This window comes from Flavobacterium johnsoniae, assembly GCF_030388325.1.
GTDB classification, from domain to species: domain Bacteria; phylum Bacteroidota; class Bacteroidia; order Flavobacteriales; family Flavobacteriaceae; genus Flavobacterium; species Flavobacterium johnsoniae_C.
On record NZ_CP103794.1, the window covers coordinates 3,160,890 to 3,182,956 of the forward strand.

The 22,067-nt window shown below is 33.3% G+C and carries 15 protein-coding genes; 8 read left to right on the top strand and 7 right to left on the bottom strand.

What is annotated here, in order from left to right:
- Positions 1–110: 110 nt before the first annotated feature.
- A complete protein-coding gene (locus NYQ10_RS13745; RefSeq protein WP_289876909.1) occupies positions 111–1,388 on the bottom strand; it encodes an acetyl-CoA C-acetyltransferase in 1,278 nt (425 codons plus the stop codon).
- A gap of 238 nt (positions 1,389–1,626) precedes the next feature.
- Between NYQ10_RS13745 and NYQ10_RS13750 the strand changes: the two genes are divergently transcribed.
- Positions 1,627–4,074 carry a TonB-dependent receptor gene (locus NYQ10_RS13750; RefSeq protein ID WP_289876910.1) on the top strand — a complete coding sequence of 816 codons (2,448 nt, stop codon included), beginning with the start codon at positions 1,627–1,629 and terminating at the stop codon, positions 4,072–4,074.
- Between the two features lie 267 nt (positions 4,075–4,341).
- On the opposite strand, the gene NYQ10_RS13755 is transcribed toward NYQ10_RS13750, so the two are convergent.
- From NYQ10_RS13755 to NYQ10_RS13775, 5 genes are all read right to left on the bottom strand, one after another.
- Positions 4,342–5,364: an LLM class flavin-dependent oxidoreductase gene (locus NYQ10_RS13755; protein WP_289876912.1), complete on the bottom strand. Its 1,023-nt coding sequence runs from the start codon at positions 5,362–5,364 to the stop codon at positions 4,342–4,344.
- Between the two features lie 88 nt (positions 5,365–5,452).
- A complete protein-coding gene (locus NYQ10_RS13760) occupies positions 5,453–5,860 on the bottom strand; it encodes a DUF1634 domain-containing protein (RefSeq protein ID WP_289876913.1) in 408 nt (135 codons plus the stop codon).
- Positions 5,847–6,683, bottom strand: coding sequence for a sulfite exporter TauE/SafE family protein (locus tag NYQ10_RS13765; RefSeq protein ID WP_289876914.1), 837 nt, complete (start codon positions 6,681–6,683; stop codon positions 5,847–5,849). The genes NYQ10_RS13760 and NYQ10_RS13765 overlap by 14 nt, the downstream gene beginning before the upstream one ends.
- A gap of 227 nt (positions 6,684–6,910) precedes the next feature.
- Complete coding sequence (locus NYQ10_RS13770) at positions 6,911–7,345, bottom strand: DoxX family membrane protein (protein WP_289876915.1); 435 nt, start codon at positions 7,343–7,345, stop codon at positions 6,911–6,913.
- 194 nt (positions 7,346–7,539) lie between these two features.
- Positions 7,540–8,100, bottom strand: a complete 561-nt coding sequence (locus NYQ10_RS13775) for a GNAT family N-acetyltransferase (RefSeq protein ID WP_289876916.1) — start codon at positions 8,098–8,100, stop codon at positions 7,540–7,542.
- Positions 8,101–8,512: 412 nt separating this feature from the next.
- Between NYQ10_RS13775 and NYQ10_RS13780 the strand changes: the two genes are divergently transcribed.
- From NYQ10_RS13780 to NYQ10_RS13800, 5 genes are all read left to right on the top strand, one after another.
- The gene (locus tag NYQ10_RS13780; RefSeq protein ID WP_289876917.1) at positions 8,513–9,526 is read left to right on the top strand and encodes a zinc-binding alcohol dehydrogenase family protein; all 1,014 of its coding nucleotides are present in this window, start codon (positions 8,513–8,515) and stop codon (positions 9,524–9,526) included.
- Between the two features lie 146 nt (positions 9,527–9,672).
- On the top strand, positions 9,673–10,059 hold the full coding sequence (locus NYQ10_RS13785; RefSeq protein WP_289876918.1) for a DoxX family protein: 387 nt from the start codon (positions 9,673–9,675) through the stop codon (positions 10,057–10,059).
- A 333-nt stretch (positions 10,060–10,392) separates the two neighbouring features.
- On the top strand, positions 10,393–11,130 hold the full coding sequence (locus tag NYQ10_RS13790) for a CPBP family intramembrane glutamic endopeptidase (protein WP_289876919.1): 738 nt from the start codon (positions 10,393–10,395) through the stop codon (positions 11,128–11,130).
- Between the two features lie 50 nt (positions 11,131–11,180).
- Positions 11,181–12,341 (top strand): sensor histidine kinase, encoded by a 1,161-nt coding sequence (locus tag NYQ10_RS13795; RefSeq protein WP_289876920.1) that lies wholly within the window; start codon positions 11,181–11,183, stop codon positions 12,339–12,341.
- Positions 12,341–13,048 carry a LytR/AlgR family response regulator transcription factor gene (locus NYQ10_RS13800; RefSeq protein ID WP_289876921.1) on the top strand — a complete coding sequence of 236 codons (708 nt, stop codon included), beginning with the start codon at positions 12,341–12,343 and terminating at the stop codon, positions 13,046–13,048. Before NYQ10_RS13795 ends, NYQ10_RS13800 begins: the two co-directional genes overlap by 1 nt.
- An 81-nt stretch (positions 13,049–13,129) precedes the next feature.
- Here NYQ10_RS13800 and NYQ10_RS13805 read toward each other — a convergent pair whose 3' ends face one another.
- Positions 13,130–17,080, bottom strand: a complete 3,951-nt coding sequence (locus tag NYQ10_RS13805; RefSeq protein ID WP_289876922.1) for a two-component regulator propeller domain-containing protein — start codon at positions 17,078–17,080, stop codon at positions 13,130–13,132.
- Positions 17,081–17,470: 390 nt separating this feature from the next.
- Between NYQ10_RS13805 and NYQ10_RS13810 the strand changes: the two genes are divergently transcribed.
- Positions 17,471–20,476, top strand: a complete 3,006-nt coding sequence (locus tag NYQ10_RS13810) for a SusC/RagA family TonB-linked outer membrane protein (protein ID WP_289876923.1) — start codon at positions 17,471–17,473, stop codon at positions 20,474–20,476.
- Positions 20,477–20,494: 18 nt separating this feature from the next.
- Positions 20,495–22,018, top strand: a complete 1,524-nt coding sequence (locus NYQ10_RS13815; protein WP_289876924.1) for a RagB/SusD family nutrient uptake outer membrane protein — start codon at positions 20,495–20,497, stop codon at positions 22,016–22,018.
- Positions 22,019–22,067: the final 49 nt, after the last annotated feature.

Here is a 22,067-nt window from a genome sequence, read left to right on the forward strand (position 1 = left end):
AGATAAATTCTTTTTTTATTACCTATAATGAAACCCGACAGATTTTTAAAACCTGTCGGGTTTAGCAGATTTATAAAATCAAATGAATGTTGTTGAAAAAATGTAAAAAATTATTTTTCAATAATCATAGTTACTCCTTGTCCGCCTGCGGCACAAATAGAAATTAATCCTTTTCCAGAACCTTTTTCGTTTAGCAATTTTGCCATTACGCCAATAATTCTTCCGCCAGTTGCTGCAAATGGGTGAGCAGCTGCTAAACTGCTTCCTTTTACATTTAATTTGTTACGATCTATTGCGCCAAGTGTTTTCTTTAAACCAATTTCAGCGCTCAATTCAGGACTTTCCCAAATCTTTAAAGTTGCTAAAGTTTGAGCCGCAAAAGCTTCGTGAATTTCATAATAATCAAAATCTTGTAAATTTAATTCGGCTTTTTCCAGCATTCTTGACGCAGCAAATAATGGCGCTAACAATAAATTCTGCTGGTTTTTTACATATTCGATTGCTGCAATTTCAGCAAAAGTAATATAAGCTAAAATAGGAAGTCCTTGCTCTTTTGCCCATTCTTCGCTAGCCAAAAGAATACAAGATGCTCCATCAGTTAAAGGAGTTGAATTTCCTGCTGTCAAAGTTCCATTTACTTTGTCGAAAGCGGGATTTAATTTGGCCAATTTTTCAATTGTAGAATCTCTTCTTAGATTATTATCTTTTTCTAATCCGTTAAAAGACGTAATCATATCATCAAAAAAACCTTCGTCGTAAGCTTTTGCCATATTCAAATGACTTTTTAAAGCAAATTGATCTTGTTCTTCGCGAGATATTTTATAATATTTAGCCGTAATTTCAGTATGTCCCCCCATTGAAAGTCCTGTTTGAGATTCTTCATTTCTAGGCACAAGCGGACTTAAATCTTTTGGACGAAGTTTTAAAAAGGTCTTAATTTTTGCTCCTAATGATTTTGCATATCGAGCTTCTAACAATATTTTTCGAAGTTTTTCGCTCACTGCAATTGGCATGTCGCTGATAGAATCTACGCCGCCAGCAATCCCAGAATCAATTTGTCCTAGTGCAATTTTATTGGCAATATAAATAGCACTTTCAATTCCAGTGTCACAGGCTTGCTGTAAATCGCAAGCAGGAGTTTCTGGGGCTAGGCTTGTTTTCATAACACATTCGCGAATCAGATTATTGTCGTAAGTATGCTTAATAACAGCACCTCCGGCAACTTCACCTAATAATTTTCCTTTCAAACTGTATTTATCAATTAAACCATCGAGTGCGGCAATCATCATTTCTTTATTGCCAACATTAGAATAGGCTGTATTTGCTCTTGCAAAAGGAATTCTGTTGTAACCTACAATAGCCACTTTTCTTATTGTATTTGATTTCATATCAGGATATTATTAAATGAAAATTTTAAAATTTTTTGATTTATAAAGATAAAAATACAATTCGGGATTATACTTAATGTAGATTAATTTCTAAGGAAATACTTCATAACTAATTTTCAGCTGTGATTCTTACTAATTCATTACAAATTGTTAGATTTATTTAGAATGAATAAAAATAATTTGGAAAAGTTAAGATTTGAAATTACTTTTGTGCCATAAAATTTAAAACCAAACCAAAATGAAAATAATTTTTGATGCAAAAGTTTACTTTTTCGTGTTGTTTTTGAGTTCAATAACTATGATTGGGCAGCAACTTGGAACAATTAATGGAAAAGTTTCTTTAAGTGGAAATAAACCTGCAGGAGATGTTTCTGTAACTTTAAAAGGAACAAAGTATTCAGATGTTACAAGTGTTTCAGGACATTATGAAATTAAAAATATTAAACCGGGTACGTATACTATTCTTTTAAGAGGAGTTGGTATTCAGCCAGTTGAAGAAAGTATTGTGGTAAGTTCAAAACAGGCTACAATTAAAAACTTTGTGCTTTCAGAAAGTCAAGAAGATCTTGAAGAAGTTGTTATTAAAAAGAACAAATACAAGCAAGACAAGCCATCATTGTCATTACGTCTTCAGACTCCAGTTTTAGAAATTCCTCAAAACGTTCAAATTGTAAGTGCGCAAACCTTAAAAGATCAGCAGATTACAAGTATGAGTGATGGAGTTATTCGTAACGTGAGTGGTGCTGTTCGTTTAGAGCACTGGGGAGATTTGTATACTAATATTACGATGAGAGGTTCTCAAATTCAGGCTTTTAGAAACGGATTTAACGTGGTTTCTTCTTTTTGGGGGCCGCTAACAGAAGATATGAGTTTTGTAGATCATATTGAATTCGTAAAAGGACCAGCTGGATTTATGCTTTCAAGCGGTGATCCAAGTGGTTTATATAATGTTGTAACTAAAAAACCAACAGGAGTTACAAAAGCTGAAGTTACGGCAACCGCAGGAAGCTACGATTTTTATAGAGTAAGTCTTGATCTTGATGGAAAATTAGATAAAAAAGGAAAATTATTATACAGATTCAACGGGTCTGCACAAAATAAAGGTTCTCACCGTCAATTCGAGAGAAACAATCGTTATGTAATTGCTCCGGTGCTTTCTTATCAGATTGATGATAAAACAAAAATTACGGCAGAATACAATTTTCAATATGCTAATATGACTGAAGTTGGTTCTTACTATGTTTTCGGACCACAGGCGGGCGGATATGCAACTTTGCCAGTTGGTTTTACAATGACACAGCCAGGGCTTCCTGATACAAATATTCAAGATCACAGTGGATATTTAATGTTCGAACATAAATTTGACGAAAACTGGAAACTTAGCGCTCAAACTTCTTATTTTAAATACATTCAGCAAGGATACAGTTCTTGGCCAGGCGTTGTTGGTCCAGGTCCAGCAGATAGAGATTTTGACGGTGTTCCTGAAGGAAATCTTGCTTACGGAGACATTATTAGAAACGTAGGTATTTGGGATGCAGAAAGTAACATGTATTTAGGGCAAGTATTCGTAAACGGAAAATTCAATACTGGAAATGTTACACATAAAATATTAGCAGGTGTAGATTTAGGAAGCAAAGATTATATGGCAGATTGGGGACAATCTCACGATTTGGATACGCCAGCAAATCCGTTTAATGTATACAATCCTAATTATGGTACGCCATCTAATGGTTTTCCGCAATTTGATCATACAACACCACTTTCTGTAAGAGCAAAAGCAATTGGTGGTTTAATGAGTACAGAATATGCAGCAGGATATATTCAGGATGAATTAGGATTTTTTGAAAATAAAGTAAGATTAACCCTTGCGGGAAGATATACTTGGATTAGTCAGGCAAGTTGGGGAGGAGCTCCAATTTCTGACAGCCACATTACGCCACGTGCAGGTTTAAGTGTTTCTATTGACGAAAATACTTCTGTTTACGGATTGTACGACCAAGCTTTTATTCCACAATCTGGTGTGATTAGAAATGGTGACAAAGTGAAACCGCTTACAGGAAACAATCTTGAGTTTGGTATTAAAAGAGATTGGTTTGATGGTTCATGGAGTACTACATTATCTGCTTATAGCATCTTGAAGAAAAACGAACTTACAGGAGATCCTGCAAATACTCCAGGACAGCAATTTAGTGTTGTATTAGGAGAGAAAAGAGCGCAAGGTGTTGAATTTGATGTAAGAGGAAAAATCTTTGATGGGTTAAATTTAATTGCGAATTATGCTTTCACAGAATCTATTGTAAACGAAGTTGATCCTGCGGTTTCTGCAGCAACAGGAATTAAAAAAGGTGATATCGTACCAGGTTATGCAAAACATACAGCAAATGCATGGTTAAATTATACGCTTCAAAATGGTAAATTGAAAGGATTTGGCGCCTCTATTGGAGGAACTTTCCTTGACGGACGTCAAACAGATACTTGGAGTGTCGGATTAGAAAGATTACCTTCTTACTTTAAATTAGATGGAGGTTTATCTTATGAAACTGGTAAGTTTAAAGTTACTGCAAACGTATTCAATATCTTAGATGAATATATTTATAGTGGTTCATACTACAGCTGGTTAAATGCTTATTACTGGCAGACTGAAGCACCAAGAAACTTTAGAGTTGGTGTTACTTATAAATTGTAGTTTTTTTTTGAGGTTCAAAGGCTCAGAGGTTCAAAGGTACTGAGGTTTTTTGATAAACTGTTTTTTTTGAATTGCCTCCAGTTTTAACTGGAGGTAACAAATTAAGATTAAAAAAGGCTTTAGCCAAACTGTACTAGTTTGGCTAAAGCCTTTTGAATTTCGCTTATATGTACATACAGCTAAAGCTGGACGTTATTCAAAAATCAAAAATCAAGATAAAAAGATAAAAAATCCTTTTTAATCCTTTTAATCTGTGGCATAAAAAAATTATCCCTTTCTAATCAGCGGAATCAATTTTGTTCCAATTAATTCTATTGAATTCATTAATTGTTTGTGGGTTAATCCTGCATTATCCATTTGGAAAGTAAATCGGTCAACACCTCCGAGTGCTTCACTGTGACGAAGAATTTTTTCTGCGGCACGTTCTGGACTTCCTACAATTAGAACTCCTAAATCATCAATTAAGCCATCAAATTTGCCTTTTGTTACAGGAGGCCAGCCTCTTTCATAACCTAATTTGGTCCATAATTCGGCATAACCTGGATAATAATCTTCAATCGCACTTTCCGTAGTTGCACCAATATAACCTGGCGAATGCAATCCGACTTTTAATTCTTCTGGTTTGTAGCCCGCTGCTTTTCCCGCTTGACGGTATAAATCGACCAAAGGTTTAAAACGATGTGTTTGCCCGCCAATGACAGCCACCATTAAAGGAAGTCCTAGTGAACCTGCTCGAATAAAAGATTCTGGTGTTCCGCCAACTCCAAGCCAAATGGGCATTTTTTCCTGTAAAGCTCTGGGATAAACGGGCAAATTGTTAATTTCGGGACGAAATTTTCCTTGCCAAGTCACAAACTCATTATCGCGAATCTTTAGAAGCAATTCTAATTTTTCGCTGAAAAGCGCATCATAATCATTCAAATTATAACCAAAAAGGGGATAAGCTTCAATAGAAGATCCGCGACCGACTACAATTTCTGCTCTTCCTTTCGAAATCAAATCTAAAGTCGCAAAACTTTGATAGACTCTAACAGGATCTGCGGCACTTAAAACAGAAACCGCACTCGCTAATCTTATATTTTTTGTTCTTGCCGCCGCTGCACTCAAAATAACAGCCGTTGCAGAATCTAAAAATTCTTTTTTATGATGTTCTCCAATTCCGAAAACATCAAGACCGACTTGATCTGCAAATTCAATTCTTTGCAGTAATTGTTCCATAGCATCAACATTGCTCAAAGTGTTGTTATCACCATACATTGCCGAAGCAAAACTGTCTATTCCTATTTCCATATTTTTTATTTTTTGCTTTAGGCATTAAGCCGTAAGCTTTAAGCTTTTTTGCAAGCCTATAGCCTAAAGCTTATAGCTTACAGCCAAGTTAATGTGAGAAACCGAATGAAATACTTATAATAATAATCAGAATTACGATCAGCGTAATGCCAACATAGAGATAATCTTTTTCCAGTAAAAACGAAAAAAGCGATAATAAAACACGCAGAACTGGAGTTAAAAATAGGAAAATGATTCCCGTAAAAATTAATGATGCTCCATCTCCCTGAATTGCTCCTTTATAAATGGCAGCGATTACTTCAAATATATTACGGTCATTTTCTTTAAAAACAGAATAATCTTCAATTTGGCTTCCGTGATTTATTAAATAAACGATTCCGCCAATAAAAGCAACTGATAACGAAATCCAAACGCCATAACGAAGTAAGTTTCCGATAATGGTTTGAAAATCTTTTTCTCCAAATTTTTCTTCTTGTACCATATTAGATTTTTCCATTTAGTCCGTTATAAATCATATTTACTGCCAAAACAAAAATCAGGCAGGCAAAAAAGATTCTCAATTTCTTCGGATTTGTTCGCACTAAGATTTTCGCTCCCGCCATTGCTCCAAAAAGAACTCCAATTACAACAGGCATACATATTCCAGGTTCAATATATCCTTTCTGAATATAAATTACAGAACTCGCCATTGCTGTAACGCCCATCATGAAATTACTTGTAGTAGTCGAAACTTTAAACGGAACTCTCATAATGTTGTCCATTGCAATTACTTTAAAAGCGCCAGAACCAATTCCTAGTAAGCCAGACATCATTCCAGCAATTCCCATCATACTGAAACCGCCAATTACGTTTTTAGTTCCATATTTTACTACTTCGCCATCGTGCGTTGGATAAGTTCCTTCTAATTTTAATTTTTTAGCTAATGGACTAGATTCTAATACAATATGTTCTTCTTTCTTTCGAAGTGAATTAATAGCAGAAAAAATCAACGTTAAACCGAATAGAACGGCTATAAAAGAAGTAGGAGCAACGGTAGAAAGTAAGGCACCGCAAACGGCTCCGATAGTAGTGGCGATTTCAAGAAAAATTCCCATTCTCATGTTTGTAATTCCTTCTTTTACATAAGCTGCTGCAGAGCCTGAAGAGGTTGCGATAACGGAGACTAAAGCGGCTCCAATAGCATAATGAATGTCGACACCGAGAATAATCGTAAGAAGCGGAATGATGATAATTCCACCTCCTAAGCCTGATAATGAACCGATAAAGCCAGCTAAAAAAGCGCCCAGAATCATAATCAGCGTAAAGGTAAGTATTGTCATTTAAGATATGTTTTTGTATTTGCTAATTTACGAATACAAATTTGTTCATGAACTTAAATATACCTTAAAAAATAGTTTTTGGTTTTTAGTTGATGGTTGATGGTTTCTTATTGGTAGATTTATTTTTTAGTTTTTAACTAATGTGTTTGATGCGAATAACTTTGTCAAAGTTTTAAACTTTGACAAAGTTTTTGGATGTCGAACAACCATCAACTAACAACCAAAAACTATATGCGATTGTCTACAGCAAAAGAGGATTTACCAATATTAGCCAGCAATAATGCCGCCGCTGCGCTTGTCCATACCGAATAATCTAAAGGTGCTTTTACAGAAACGGAAACTGCCATTGCAAATCCAAAAAAGAACAATAAAAAAGCAGTTCCTAAAGCAGCAAGTCTTGTTTTAAATCCGAATAAGAGCAATAAACTCAGTAAAACTTCTAAAAAAGTAGCGATTGCGCCCAGAATTTCTGCGGTAGATTTATTTGCATAAGGATTTAAAGTATTGGTATAAATAACGAAGTTTTCCCAATTTCCCCAAGCAACGCCGTTTGAGCCAGGCGCTCCCCAAATTCCAAATCGATCAGCTACTGCCGAAAGCATTGTGATTGCTAAAACTATTCTTAAAATTAAACCTGCTTCTAGTATGGTTATGTTTTTCATTCTAAATATTAATTTTTATTTCGATTTATTAAACGAATTCTTTTTGGAAAATAAAGAAAAATCGTCCGGTCATTTTGTAATAACGACAGAATGAACTTCAAATTGTTTAAAATTATCGATAAAATGCTTAAAAAGCCGACAAAAATTATTTAATCTGTTTTTTGAATGCCTTCAAATTATATTTTTATGATTCGTTATTTCGGACTTATTTGAAGATGATCCAGTTTTTTTCCGACCAGAGTTTTTCCTCCTACAACATTAAATCCGAGTTTTAAATAAAGGTTTTTTGCCAACGGATTATCTTCTTCAACCAATAAACCTAAAGTTTCGTTTTTTTGATATACAAAATCATCAATTAAAAATAGAAGTAATTTTGATCCAATTCCTTTTCCTTGATGATTTTGATTTACGCCTAAAGAATCGATATAAAATTCCCCTTCTTTTGTCTCAAATTCAGGATCGAATTCAGGATTATAATTTTCCCTCACAAATTCAATTATTGGATTTCGTAATCTTTCGATATCAGAACCTTTATAGATATTTACAGCCCCAATGATTTCATTATTTTCTTCAGCAACATAACAATTTTGATAAGAATATTGATTGTTTTCTCTTCCGATGAAATGTTCCAGAAACTCTTTCGCGGAAGCGTAATCTTTCTTAGCAATAAATTTATAAATGATTTCTTCCATTGCTAATAATAATATAGGAGCAATATATTTTGAGTCGGATATCGTAGCTTTTCTGATATTCATTTTGAGGTGTTTTTAGCAAATTTAAAGTTTTATTTAAACACATAGAAACATAGTTTTTCTTTACGATGAAAGGCGTTTCACTTATTTGAATGCACATAGTTGTCGGGATTTCTAACACGATAGTTTTGTCATCCTGACGAAGGAAGGATCTTCGTAAGTAGCTCCGCATAGCGAATTGTCAATCTTTGTAGAGTTTCTTGTGGAGATCCTTCCTTCGTCAGGATGACAAACAATGAGGGCTATGTGAGAGAAACTAGTTTCTTTCTATTCTTATTCAAAATAAAAAATCTATGTTTCTATGTGTTTAAAAAAAATGTAGAATTTGTACAAATATAGACTCAATATATACCAATTCTAACATTTAAACAGCTTGTATCTTTGTTAGTATATTTTAAACCCAAAATTTAAAAACATGAAAGCAATAGGATTTAAAACCTCATTACCTATAGAAAACCCAGAAAGTTTTATCGAATTTGAAGCCGTAAAACCAATACCTGGACCTCACGATTTATTAGTAAAAATTGACGCGATTTCGGTAAATCCAGTCGATTTTAAAATTCGTCAGAATAGCGTAAAAGATACCGTTTTAGAAACTCCAAAAATCATTGGTTGGGATGCTGTTGGAATTGTACAAGCGGTCGGAGAAAATGTTACTTTATTTGAAGTTGGAGATCCAGTTTATTATGCTGGAGATATTACCAAACAAGGAAGCAATGCCGAATATCAGATTATTGATGAAAGAATTGTCGGAAGAAAATCTAAATCATTAACTATTGAAGAAGCGGCGGTTATTCCGTTGACAGCTTTAACAGCTTGGGAAATTTTATTTGACAGAATCAGAATTAGTGCTGAAAAAGACAAAGGAAAATCTATTTTAATAATTGGCGGAGCAGGCGGAGTAGGCTCTATTGCAATTCAATTGGCTAAGAAAATAGCCGGCTTAACTGTTATTGCAACAGCGTCGCGTTTAGAAACCAAAGAATGGTGCAAACAGCAAGGCGCTGATTTTATTGTGGATCACAAAGATCTGGTTTCTTCAGTTCACGAAGCTGGTTTTGAGTATGTTGACTTTATTTTAGATTTTGTAGATACCAATGCGTATTGGGATACAATGGTAGAATTGATTAAACCGCAAGGACATATTGCTTCAATTACAGGAAGTAGCGATCCTGTTGCGTTAACAAAACTTAAAAGTAAAAGTGTTTCTTTTTCTTGGGAATTAATGTACACACGTTCTATGTACCAGACAGAAGATATGGTCGAACAGCACAACATTTTAAATATTGTTGCTGATTTGCTTGATGATGGAATTTTGAAAACGACTTTAAACACAACATTAGATGGATTTACAGCCGAAAATCTAAAAAAAGCACACGAACTTTTAGAATCTGGAAGAACAATTGGAAAAATTGCAATAAAATTTTAAGCTGATAAATGCCGATATGATAGCTTAGAAAAGGTTATTTAGAACAATTTTAAATAATATTGTTTTGGGAAAACAAATTTTTGTATTTTAGTCGCCTTACAAGCCAAATTTGTATTTAAATTTTAACCTAAACAAAACATTTATTTATGATTTCAAAAAACACAGACCTCGGATTATTGCTTTTGCGCATCAGTACTGGTGGATTAATGCTTTTTCATGGAGTTTCTAAACTGATTCAAGGAATTTCGTTCCTTGTAGAAAATATGGGCGCATTTGGATATGCCGTTTACATTGGAGAAGTTTTAGCGCCAATCGCCATTCTAATCGGATTTAGAACTAGAATTGCCGCAATTCTTCTTGCTATAACTTGTGTCGTGGCAGTTGCTACAGCTCACGCTCAAGAAATTTTCACAATCAGCGAACACGGAGGTTATGCTTTAGAATTATTAGCACTTTACCTTTTTGGTGCTCTTGCTTTGTTCTTTACTGGAGCTGGTAAATATGCAGTTTCTAATAAAAATCAGTGGGATTAATTTAAGGTGCTATACAAATAACAAAAGCTCTAAGTTTAGATTTAGAGCTTTTTTGTTTGAAGATATTTATCTGTTTCAAGTTTTAAGTTTCAGGTTTCAGGTTTCAAGTTTATTCAAAGTATAATTCTTTGAGAACTTAAAAATAAAATGTAAAGCTTAGAAAAAACTTTAATTCTTTGCGAAAAACCTTCGCGATCTTTGCGTTACAAAAAAAGCTTTATCGGATAAAATCACATTTTCACCGAACAGATTGTTTGTTCTACCGACAACAATTTTAATTTATATACACTCGATATACTTTTGATTCAAATTAAAACTTTAAAAATCAAAAATATGTCATTATTTACGCCACTTCTTTGGATCTTATTAATTGCTCCTTTCATCATTATTGCTCATTTTAAAACTGAAAAAACAAACTTTAAATATTTAGCCTTTTTTATTCTTTATTTTCTTGTCGATGTGTTTTTTCAAGCTTCAGGAAAACAAATTATTAATCTCGATTTTTTAGATTTAAAGTTCAATTGGGCTGGAAAATTTTTAAGTTTAATTCTAGGATTAAGCATTATTTTTTCAGTTTCAAAAGAAGAAAGAATCAAAATTGGATTTACTGCTAAAACCAATTCAAGAAAACAATTAAAATTCGGTTTGCTTGTTTTCTGCGGATTTACTTTGTTTGATATTATTTTCAAATTAATCTTATTTCCAAAAGGCGGAACATTCGATTTAGAAACCTTTCTTTTTCAGGCAACAATGCCAGGTTTAACAGAAGAAATTCTTTTTAGAGGAATCTGTTTATGGCTTTTAGATAAAGCTTTTGCGCCAAAATGGAACTATCGCGGTGTTCAATTTGGTTGGTCTTTTGTAATCGTTACCATTTTATTTGGAGTTTCTCACGGAGCGATTTTAGATCAGGATTTTCATTTAAAATTTGACATTCTAACAATGATTTATTTGACCTTAATATCGTCATTGAGTGTTGGTGTTTTGAGACAGTTTTCGGGAAATCTTATTTATTCTATTCTAGGCCATAACACGATTAATTTGATAAATGCAATTATTAGAATTTTATAAAACCTGCCAAATTAAAGTTATATTTGAAACTGTTTTCACCTTTATTTTACATGCCAAATACCACATCAACTTCGGGATATTTTTTAGATAAAATTGCTTCGCTCAATTTTGATCACTTCTTTACCAAAAGAAATCGAATTTTACTGCATATTTTGATGTGGTCTGGATTTTCAATACTACTTTTCTTAAGTTATGTAATTGGGTATCATTTAATTTATTTTGATGCAGTTTTATTGACCATTCGAATGGCAATGGTAAATATTATTGTCTTTTACATGATTTTTTATCTGTTGCTTCCCAAGATTTTTTCAGGAAATAAAACCAAAAATATCATTCTATTAGTGCTTCTTTTTCCGTTTTCTATTTTTGTTTGGATGGCGGTTACTTATTTTATTTCATTGTTTTATAATGTTTTAGGATTCGAAATTACATTTGGAGAATTAAAAGGCGTAATCAAAATGAGTGCAGAACAAAGCTTTCTTGAAGCAGTTTCGCTAAAAAGAATGCTTTCGCAGAGTATTATAATTATCTCACTTCTTTCACCTTTTTGTTTCGCTAAAATTCTGGTTGAAATTGCAAAACTTTACCATAAAAAATTTCAGATTGAAAAAGAGAAAACGGCTTTAGAAATTCAAAATATTCAGATCGAAAAAGACTTTCTAAAAGCACAATTAAATCCGCATTTTTTATTTAATACCTTGAATAATCTTTACGGATTGACAGTTCGAAAAGACAATTTGGCTCCAGAAATAATCCTGAACCTTTCGGATATTATGAGTTACACGCTTTACGAATCGAATACAGAAATTGTTCGTTTAGAAAAAGAATTAGATTTCATTAAAAATTATATCGCTTTAGAAAGAATGCGTTATGATGAAAAAACAGATATTCAAGTTCATATTGAAGGACAAACAGCCGGACATTTTGTTGCGCCATTACTGACTTTTACTTTCATTGAAAATGCTTTTAAATATGGTTTAAAAAGCAAAAATTCCTTTATAAAACTAAATATTAAAATTGAAAATAATACTTTTTGGTTTAGTTTAGAAAATGATTTGGAAGAAAAAATAAATGAGTCTAGTTTTGGTGGAATAGGAATCGAAAACGCACGTAAACGTTTAGAATTGTTGTATCCAAATCAGTACGAATTAGAAATTAAAAGACTTGAAAACACATTTAAAGTCGATTTAAAAATCGTTTTAAGAAAATAATGGAAAAGTTTAAATGCTTAATCGTTGATGACGAACCAATTGCAAGAGATATTATTGAATCTTTTATTGCCGAAGTTCCGTTTTTAGAATTAAAAGCTTCTTTTGGAGAATCTGCAAAAGCTTTAGTTTATTTGGAAGAAAATGAAATCGATATTGTTTTCAGTGATATCGAAATGCCAAAGTTTACTGGTTTAGAATTGGCTCAATCGCTTACAAAACAGCCTGTTATTATATTTATTACAGCGCATAGAAATTTTGCTTTAGAAGGTTTTGAAACAGGCGCGGCAGATTATCTCTTAAAACCTGTTCGTTTTGACCGTTTTTTAAAAGCTGTTAATCGCGCCAAAGAATATCTTTCGTTAAAGAAAACAACTTCGGTTCATCAAATCAATTCGGATCGTATTTTTATTAAATCAGAAGGAAAACTGATTAAGATTTTATTGAATGAAATTCTTTATGTAGAAGCGCAAGGAGATTATTTGAAATTTGTAATTAATGGCGCTTCGTATACCACTTTAGGAACTTTAAAATCTATGGAAGAAGTGCTGAAATTGCCAATGTTCTTTCGCGTTCAGCGTTCTTTTATCCTAAATCTTGAAGCCGTGAGAAGTTTGAACGGAAATATGATTGAATTGATTGACGGGAAAACTATTTCTGCAGCTCTCAATAAAAAAGATGAATTGTATCAGTTGCTGGGAATTAGATAATTAGGAAATGTGTCAATTAGGAAATTAGATAATTTGTCAACTGTTTACATTATCTAATTTCCTAATTGGCACATTAACACATTACCTGTTTGCCTGAATATATTCCGATGGCGACATATTAAAATGTTTTTGGAAATTTCGCCCAAAGCTGGTTTGCGATTTATAACCAACCATTTCTGCGATTTCGTACATTTTATAGTTTTCGTTTAATAATAATTCGGCAGCTCTTTTAAGTCTCACTATATTAATTAATTCGTTCGGACTCAAATTCGTAATATCTTTAATTTTTCTGTATAAAGTCGAACGGCTCATGTTCATGATTTCTGCCAAAGATTCTACGCTTAAATCTTGATCTGTAATGTTTTTAAGGATTTCATCGTCTAATTTTTTCAAGAATTTTTCGTCAGTTTTATTATGTGCGATGCTTTTAATGTGCGAAAGCGGAGAACTCGCATAATAATTCATGATTTGTCTTCGATTTTCAATCAAATTATTGGCTTGCACTTTCAGATAATCCATAGAAAAAGGTTTTGCTACGTAAGCGTCAGCACCAACTTCAAGTCCGTCAATTTGTGATTTTAAAGAGTTTTTAGCCGTCAATAAAATTACAGGAATATGACTGGTTTCGAGATTCGTTTTAATCTTTTTACACATCGTAATTCCGTCCATAACAGGCATTGTAACATCAGAAATTACGAGTTGAACATTTTCATTATGAATGATTTTTAATGCTTCTTCACCATTTTCTGCTTTTAAAATGGCGTAAGTTGTTGCCAATTCGGTCGTAATAAAACTCAAAAGATCTTCATTGTCTTCAACAACCAAAATCTGAGGTTTTTCATTTTTAATTTCAACAGGTTCTTTTGGCGTTTCGTTTTCCGTTTGTTCTTTTTCAGAATCGGCATAAAACATAAATTCTTCTTCCTGATGAAGCGGAACTACCAATTCAAAAATATTATAAGTAGAATCGGCAACTAATTCTAAACTTCCGTTGTGTAATTGCGCCAAAGAATGCGCAAGTGAAAGCCCAATTCCGGTTCCAGAAGCGGTGCTATTTTCATCAACTCTAAAAAATGGTTCGAAAATTTTATTTTTTAAATGATTAGGAATAATTTTTCCGTCATTTTTTACAATTAAAGTCAGTTTCTTTTCATCTCTAAATAAAGAAATCGAAACTTTTTTGTTCGAATATTTAATGGCATTATTAATCAAATTGCTCAAAATCTTCTTAAAAGCTTCTTTGTCTACAAAAGCGTGAATGTCTTTTTCTCCCAATTCTAAATTAAATTCCAATTCGCGTTCTTCAATTAACTGGCTGAATCTCAAATGGAAATTCCGAACCATAGAAGAAATATTCGCTTCGACGAAAGTCAATTTTAGTCCGCCAATTTCAGATTTTCTAAAATCCAATAATTCATTCACCAATTTCAATAAACGAGAGGTATTTTTTTTCATAATAGAAAGATGTTGTGGCACTTCTTCCAATTCATGATTCAAACCTAAAAGTTTTTCAAGCGGACCTTTAATCAAAGTCAAAGGCGTTCTAATTTCGTGTGCTACATTCGTAAAAAAGTCAATTTTGGCTTGGTAAATTTCCTTCTCTTTTTCGTCATTTAAATGCTTTATTTTACGGTTATTCTTGATCTGAGTAAGATTTTGAGAATAACGAATGATGTAATAAAAACCTGCGCAGATTAACACAAAATAAAGTAAATACGCATAAGTACTGGCATAAAACGGAGGAAGAATTCTAATTTTAAGTTTAACTTCTTTACTCCAAACGCCAAAACTGTTTAGCGATTTTACTTTAAAAACATAATCTCCAGGCGCAAGTTCGGTAAAAAACACTTTGTTGTTTCTGCCCAAATAAACCCAGTCATTATTGACATTTTCTAACTGATACCAATATTCGGTCAATTCTGGAGCGGTAAAGTTTAAAGATGCAAATTCGAGATTAAAAGACGATTGACTGTTATTTAATTCCAGTTCGTCAAGAAAAGAAATAGATTGTTCAATAGGCGAGTCGGGACTATTTACTTCGATATCTTTATTGTTAATCTGAAGATTAGTAATATAAATAAAAGGCGTGTATTTGTTTTTGCTGAAATGTTTCGGATTAAAACTGATCATTCCGTTCAGATTTCCAAAATACATATCTCCATTTGTATCTTCAAAAGCCGAATTGTAATTAAACTGATCGCTCAACAATCCATTTGCCGTTGTAAAAATTTTAATCGTTTTATGATCTGGACCAAATTTTACTAAACCTTTAGAAGTTGTTAGCCAAAGATTTTTAGCATCGTCTTCTAAAATAGAATAGAAAACATTACTTGGCATTCCGTCGTTGGTTGTGATTTTTTTGAAAGCGTGTGTTTTGCGATCTACGAGATTTAAACCATTTTCTGTCGCAATCCACAAATTATTAGAACTATCTTCAAAAATGGTATTAATTGTATTGTTGCTAATGCTTTTCGGATTTTTATAATCATAAATAAAAACCTCTTTTTTCTTTGTTTTCGGATTGTAAAATAAAAGTCCGTCGCGATAACTTCCTGCCCAGAGATTTCCGTCGCTATCTTCTTTAAAATTGGTATAATGATAGGTTTCTGGAAAGAATTTCAGAATCTCAAAATTATCAGCTTGTTCATTATAACGATACAATCCTCTTGTGGTAACGACAATTAGATCTTTATTTTTCATTTCATAAAAAGAAAAAATAAAATTACTCTGAAGTCCGCTTTTTTGGTCATTCGCGCTGTAATGTTTCACAACTGCGCCAGAATTTCTGTCTAAAACATCCAAACCATGTTCAAAAGTTCCAACCCAGATTTTGTCTTTTCTAGGAAGCAAAGCATGAATATTATAGTAAGAAACACCGCTTTTACTTCCGTTTGGCAAATAAGAAGTAAATTTTTTTGTTTTCGGATTAAAACGGTTTACGCCCGCATCTTCAGTTCCGATCCATAAATCGCCTTGTTCGTCTTTATGAATTTCTCTGACAGCGCTTCCGCTAATGGAGTTTTGACCTTTCTGCGGAAAATATTTCTTAAACTGAGTATATTGTTTTTGATGATAATTGATTCCACCAAAATAAGTTCCAATCCAAATTCCGTCTTCTTTATCAATTGTAATAGAATAAGAGGCATTATCTGAAATGGCGTACGGATCATTGTAATTTTTGGTAAGATTAACTGCCGTTTTGGTTTTCAAATTATAAACATAAACGCCAGATTCGCTTGCAATCCAGAGTTCGTCATTTCCTCTCTTCTTAAACTGACGCACAAAAACGGGTTCTCTAACGTCAAATTTTAATTCGCTAGTCACTTTAGTTTTTCGATTATAAACCAGAATTCCGTGATCTTGCGTTCCAATTGCAATATTTTCACTATCGATAACAAAAATGATGGTGATTCTAAAATTAGCTTTATTAGCTGGCGGATTTAAAGGAAAATTCTCGAAAGAAAGGTTTTCTTCAGAATAATGATAGATTTTATTGTATGAAGATGCCCAAATTTCGCCTTTTGGATCGCGTGCTATAGATGTTGTCGGAAAGTATTTATTGGTATTAAACGTAGTTGTTTCTTTCTTTTTTGGTGCATACTTATACAAAATGTTGCCAGAAAGAAACCAAATGTTGCCTTTTTGGTCGTGATTGATGTCATTTATACGATCATTTATGGCTTCGTTTAAAACTGTAAAACGATCTTGTTTTTTATCATAATGATACAAACCTTTATCTGTTCCTACCCAAATCGTATCATCATACTCATGCATAGACTGAATATAATTGCTGCCCAAACTATGTATCGGGTCTCCATTGCTTCTATAAGTTTTAAAGCGATAACCATCAAAACGGTTTAAACCATCTTTAGTTCCAAACCACATAAAGCCGTCATTATCTTGTATTGAGGTTAAAACTGTATTGTTAGAAAGTCCTTCTTCAACCTGAAAATGTTTGAAATAATAATCTTGAGCATTCGAAAAATTTATCGAAAAAATGCTAAGAAATAAAAAAAGAAAGAATTTACGCATAGTTGTCTTTTTTATGATAAAATTATGATTTCTCTAAATCGTGTCAATATTCTACAAAATGTTGCAAGTCTCGCATTTATTGATTGTTTTTATGCAATTTGAATCATTTGAAAGAGATATTGACACAAATGAAGCATTTTATTTTGAATAAAAAGCGTCTACTTTGAATTTTCAAATAAATGATATTGATAAAATTTTAAGGTTAAAAATATACTATCAATAAAATAAAGTTTGAAAAACCAAACCATTAATAATTTTGAAACAAAATGAACAATTTATTATTAGAAGAGAATATTAATTCTTTTTTTGTTCGCATTCCGGATGATTAAAAAATGAATATTCGTAAACCAAACCACAAAAGAAATAAAACTATCTAAAATGCAAATTTCAATGAAAACAAAGCTCACTCACTTTTTAACGAAGAGATATTACCTCTTAGTTTTCTTTAGTTTATTACTGCAGCCGGCTTTTGCCCAACAAATAACCATAACGGGAAAAGTTACAGGCGCAACAGGAGAATCGATTCCTTTTGCCAACGTTTTAATAAAAGGAACACAAAATGGTACCGCTACAGATTTTGACGGAAGTTTTAAAATCGCCGCAGCAGGAAATCAGACATTAGTTTTTAGTTCGCAAGGCTACAAAACGACAGAAATTGCCATAAATAACCAAACCTCTATCAATGTTACTTTGCAGGAAGATGCAATGAAACTAGACGAGATAGTTGTTGTAGGTTATGGTACACAACAGAAAAAAGACCTTACGGGAGCTGTTTCTTTGGTAAAAGCAGACGAAATTCAGAAACGTCAGGTTACTACAGTTGCAGACGGATTACAAGGGTTAGTTACTGGAGTTAAAGTTCGCGGTGGCGGACGTCCAGGGCAAGAAGCAAGCGTGGAAATTCGTGGTCTTAAAAATCTGCAAAACACTAATCCATTATATGTAATTGATGGTTTGGTAACTTCAGCAAACAGAGATTTTAATCCAAATGACATCGAATCTATTCAGGTTTTAAAAGATGCTTCTGCAGCAGCAATCTACGGATCTAGAGCAGCAAATGGTGTAATCATCATTACTACTAAAAAAGGTAAAAAAGGACCGCTTCAGGTTGAAGTTTCAGCAAAAAGCAGTTTTACAGTAATGCCACGTTACGATTTAATGGGAACTGAAGAGTTTGCCAAATTAAACAACATGGCGTATGATAATGCTGGATTTCAAAGACAAAATCTAAACATGGCTGTTAATACAGATTGGCAAGATGCTGTTTTTAGAACTGGAATGATTCAGGATTATAACGCAAGTTTTTCTGGAGGAAATGAAAATTCTACATTCTTTATGTCTGCGAATTATTTCGGAAATGAAGGAACTGTGATCGGAACTGATTTTGACAGAATTTCATTCCGTGTAAACTCAAGCGGAACAAAGGGAATTTTCAGTATCGGAGAAAACTTAGCGATAAGTAATTCGAAAACAGACGAAATGGCTGGAAACCCAATTATTGATGTATATAGAATGACGCCAACAATTCCGCTTTACGATCCTTCAAATCCAGGAGGATACGGATATGGTAAACAAGGTGTTGCAGATACTTTTGGTACAAATCCGCTAGCAATTTCTGATTTTGCAAATACTACAAATCAAAATTTTAGAATTAGAGGAAATATCTGGTCAGAATTAAAATTTGCACCATGGTTGAAATACCGTTTCAATTTTGGATACGAAACTAGTTTTGATTCTTATAAATTCTTAAGAAAAGTTGGAAACTGGACTTTAAATCAGCCAATTGATCCTTCTTTCACAGATCAAAATAAAGGAAGATCGGAAACGACTTTGTTTGAAAATACTTTGACTTTCAAAAAAGAATTTGGAAAACATGATATAACAGTTTTAGTTGGTCAGACTTTTCAAAAAGACAGATACGACCAAATTTACGGACAAAAGAGAAATCTTCCGATAAACTCTGGAACAGGGCAATATTATGATGTTTTAAATCAAGGAAATTCGCCTGTAGTTGGAGGCTTCATCAATGAAGCTGCACTTGCGTCTTATTTAGGAAGAATTGAATACAATTACGATAACCGTTATTTATTGAATGCAGTTTTAAGACGTGACGGCTCTTCAAGATTTAGTGATGCAAACAAATGGGGGAATTTCCCTTCTGTTTCTGCAGGATGGAGAGTAAGTAACGAGCCTTTCTTTAAATCTGAATTTATTAAAGACTTGAAATTGAGAGCAAGTTACGGAGAATTAGGTTCTGGAAACATTGGAAACTACGAATACAAAAGCTTCGTGAATAATTTCGGACAGATTGTTTTAGGTAAAGATCAAACGCTATATCCTTCTGCAACTCAAGTAAAATTATCAAATGAGCAATTACGTTGGGAGAAATTGAAACAAACCAACTTTGGAGTAGATTTTGGTGTTTTGAATAACGATTTACGTCTTACAGCAGATTACTTTATTGCTCGTACAGAAGATGTATTGTTTGGTTTTCCAATTTTATTAACCACAGGAAATGATGGAGGAAATCCAATTTCTAATGCTGCAACTGTAGAAAATAAAGGTTTTGAATTGGAATTGGCTTACAGCAAAAAAATCAACGAATTCTCATTTAATGCTTCTGTCAACTTTACAAAAGTAAACAACAAACTGGTTTCGTTAGGTAACGGTCAAAATGAAAACATTTCTGGAAATACAATCACAAGAGCTGGTTTGCCGGTAGGTATGTGGTATGTTTTACAAACTGATGGATTGTTTCAAAATCAGCAAGAAATTGACAATTACAAAAGCGCTGATGGGAAAGTTATTATGCCAGGTGCAGTTCCGGGAGATATTCGTTTTAAAGATGTTAATGGAGACGGACAAATTTCAAGTACAGACAAAACGATTGTTGGAAGCCCATGGCCAGAATTTGAAATGGGTTTAAATGCTGGAGCAGATTATAAAGGTTTTGATTTTTCTATGAACTGGATTGCTTCTCATGGTGCTACAGTGTACAACGGATTTAGAAGTGTTGTGGATCGTTTTGATGATAACAGTAACTATAGAGCTGGTATTCAGCCTTGGACACCAGAAAATCCAAATACTGATTTTCCTAGAATCACAAAAGGTTCTACTTTAAATTCTAGAGGAGATAGTGACCGTTTCTTAGAAAATGGAGATTTTATCAGACTTAAATACATTGGATTTGGCTACAGTTTACCGCAAAGTATCTTGAAAAATTCAGGAATTTCTAGAGCGAGATTAACGTTATCGGCACAAAACATTATCACAATTACTAAATATAAAGGTTTAGATCCTGAATTTACAAACGGTAATATTTTTGAGAGAGGTGTTGATAATGGTGCTTTCCCGAATCTTAAAACATATTCTTTTGGTGTTGAATTTGGCTTTTAATTTTAAAAAAATAGCGTAATGAAAAAAATAATAATAATAACCGCAGCTTTTTTAGGTCTTGTTTTTACAGCTTGTGAAAACGAATTAGACTTAAATAGCCCAAATGATATAACGACCGACCAGTATTGGAAAACGGAAAGTGATGCGCAAGCAGGTGTTAACTCAATTTATGCCATGTTTTACAAAGATGGTCTTTGGGCAAGATGGATGTATTTCCGTTTAGATTTAACTTCTGATGAAGGTTATAGTGTGAGTCCGTGGACAGAATTAGCAGATTGGACAAGATTCAACTATATCAATTATAACTTTTGGGAAGGAAATTCAGTTACATGGAGAGATACTTACAAAGCCATTTTTAGATGTAATCAGGTTTTAGCAAATGTTCCGAATATCACATTCCAAAACGAAGATGATAAAAAGAAAATTATAGCTCAGGCTAAGTTTTTCAGAGCATTAAATTACTATTATGCTGCTGTAATCTGGGAAGATATTCCGTTGGTTTTAGATCCATCTACACCAGCAGATTTACCAAAACAAGTAAAAGTAGCCGAAATATGGGCTCAAGTTGAAAAAGATTTAAATGAGGCTTATGCCGATTTGCCGCCTAGCTGGTCACAAGACCAATTGGGAAGACCAGACAAAGGTGCAGCACAAGCTTTTTTAGCCAAAACCTATATGCAGCAGCACAAATGGGCAGAAGCAAAAACGGCTTTAGAATATTTAATTTCTGGAGCAGGAGCGAAGTATAGCCTTGTGTCTAACTACAGAGACAATTTTACAGATGTAAATGAAAACAACAGCGAATCTGTTTTTGAAATCCAGTTTGGAGATCAAAGAAAAGGAGGAACTGGAGAAGATCAAAATGCGGCAGTTTCTAGTAACCGTTGTCAGTTTTTTGCACCAAGAGGAATTGGATGGTCTGATGGACAGGCACGTTTTTGGTTAGTTAATGCTTTCAAGCAAGAAAAAAACAAAGACGGAAATCTTGATATTCGTTTGAGATGGACTTTGTATTACCCACAATTATTAGCTGATTTCGGTGATAAAACATACAACAGAAATTGGGAATGGAATAATGATGAGGCTTGGTTTAGAAAAGGAAGTCGTGATTATTACAGAGATAATGAAGATTATTACAGCCAAGTTAACTACAGATTAGTTCGTTACGGAGATATTTTATTGCGTTATGCTGAAGTTTTAAACGAATTAGGAAATACTGCTCAGGCTTATCAATATGTAGATATGGTAAGAGCTCGTGTAAACATGAACACATTGGCTGTTGCGCATCCTGAAATAGGAAACAATCATGATTTATTCTTAGAGCGTTTAAAAACAGAAAGAGTTTTAGAATTGTGCGGCGAAAGTGTTCGTTGGGAAGATTTAAAACGTTGGGGAGACTTAGATTCTCAGGCTTCTGTTGATAAAATTTCGCTTCGTGATCCTGATTTCAAAAACTTTAAAGTTGGTAAAAACCATAGAATGCCAATTCCACAAGTGGATGTAGATAATAACCCAAATCTAGAGCAAAATTCTGGATACTAAAAACTGAATTTTTTGAGGGAATCAGATGTGCTAGTCTGATTCCCTTATC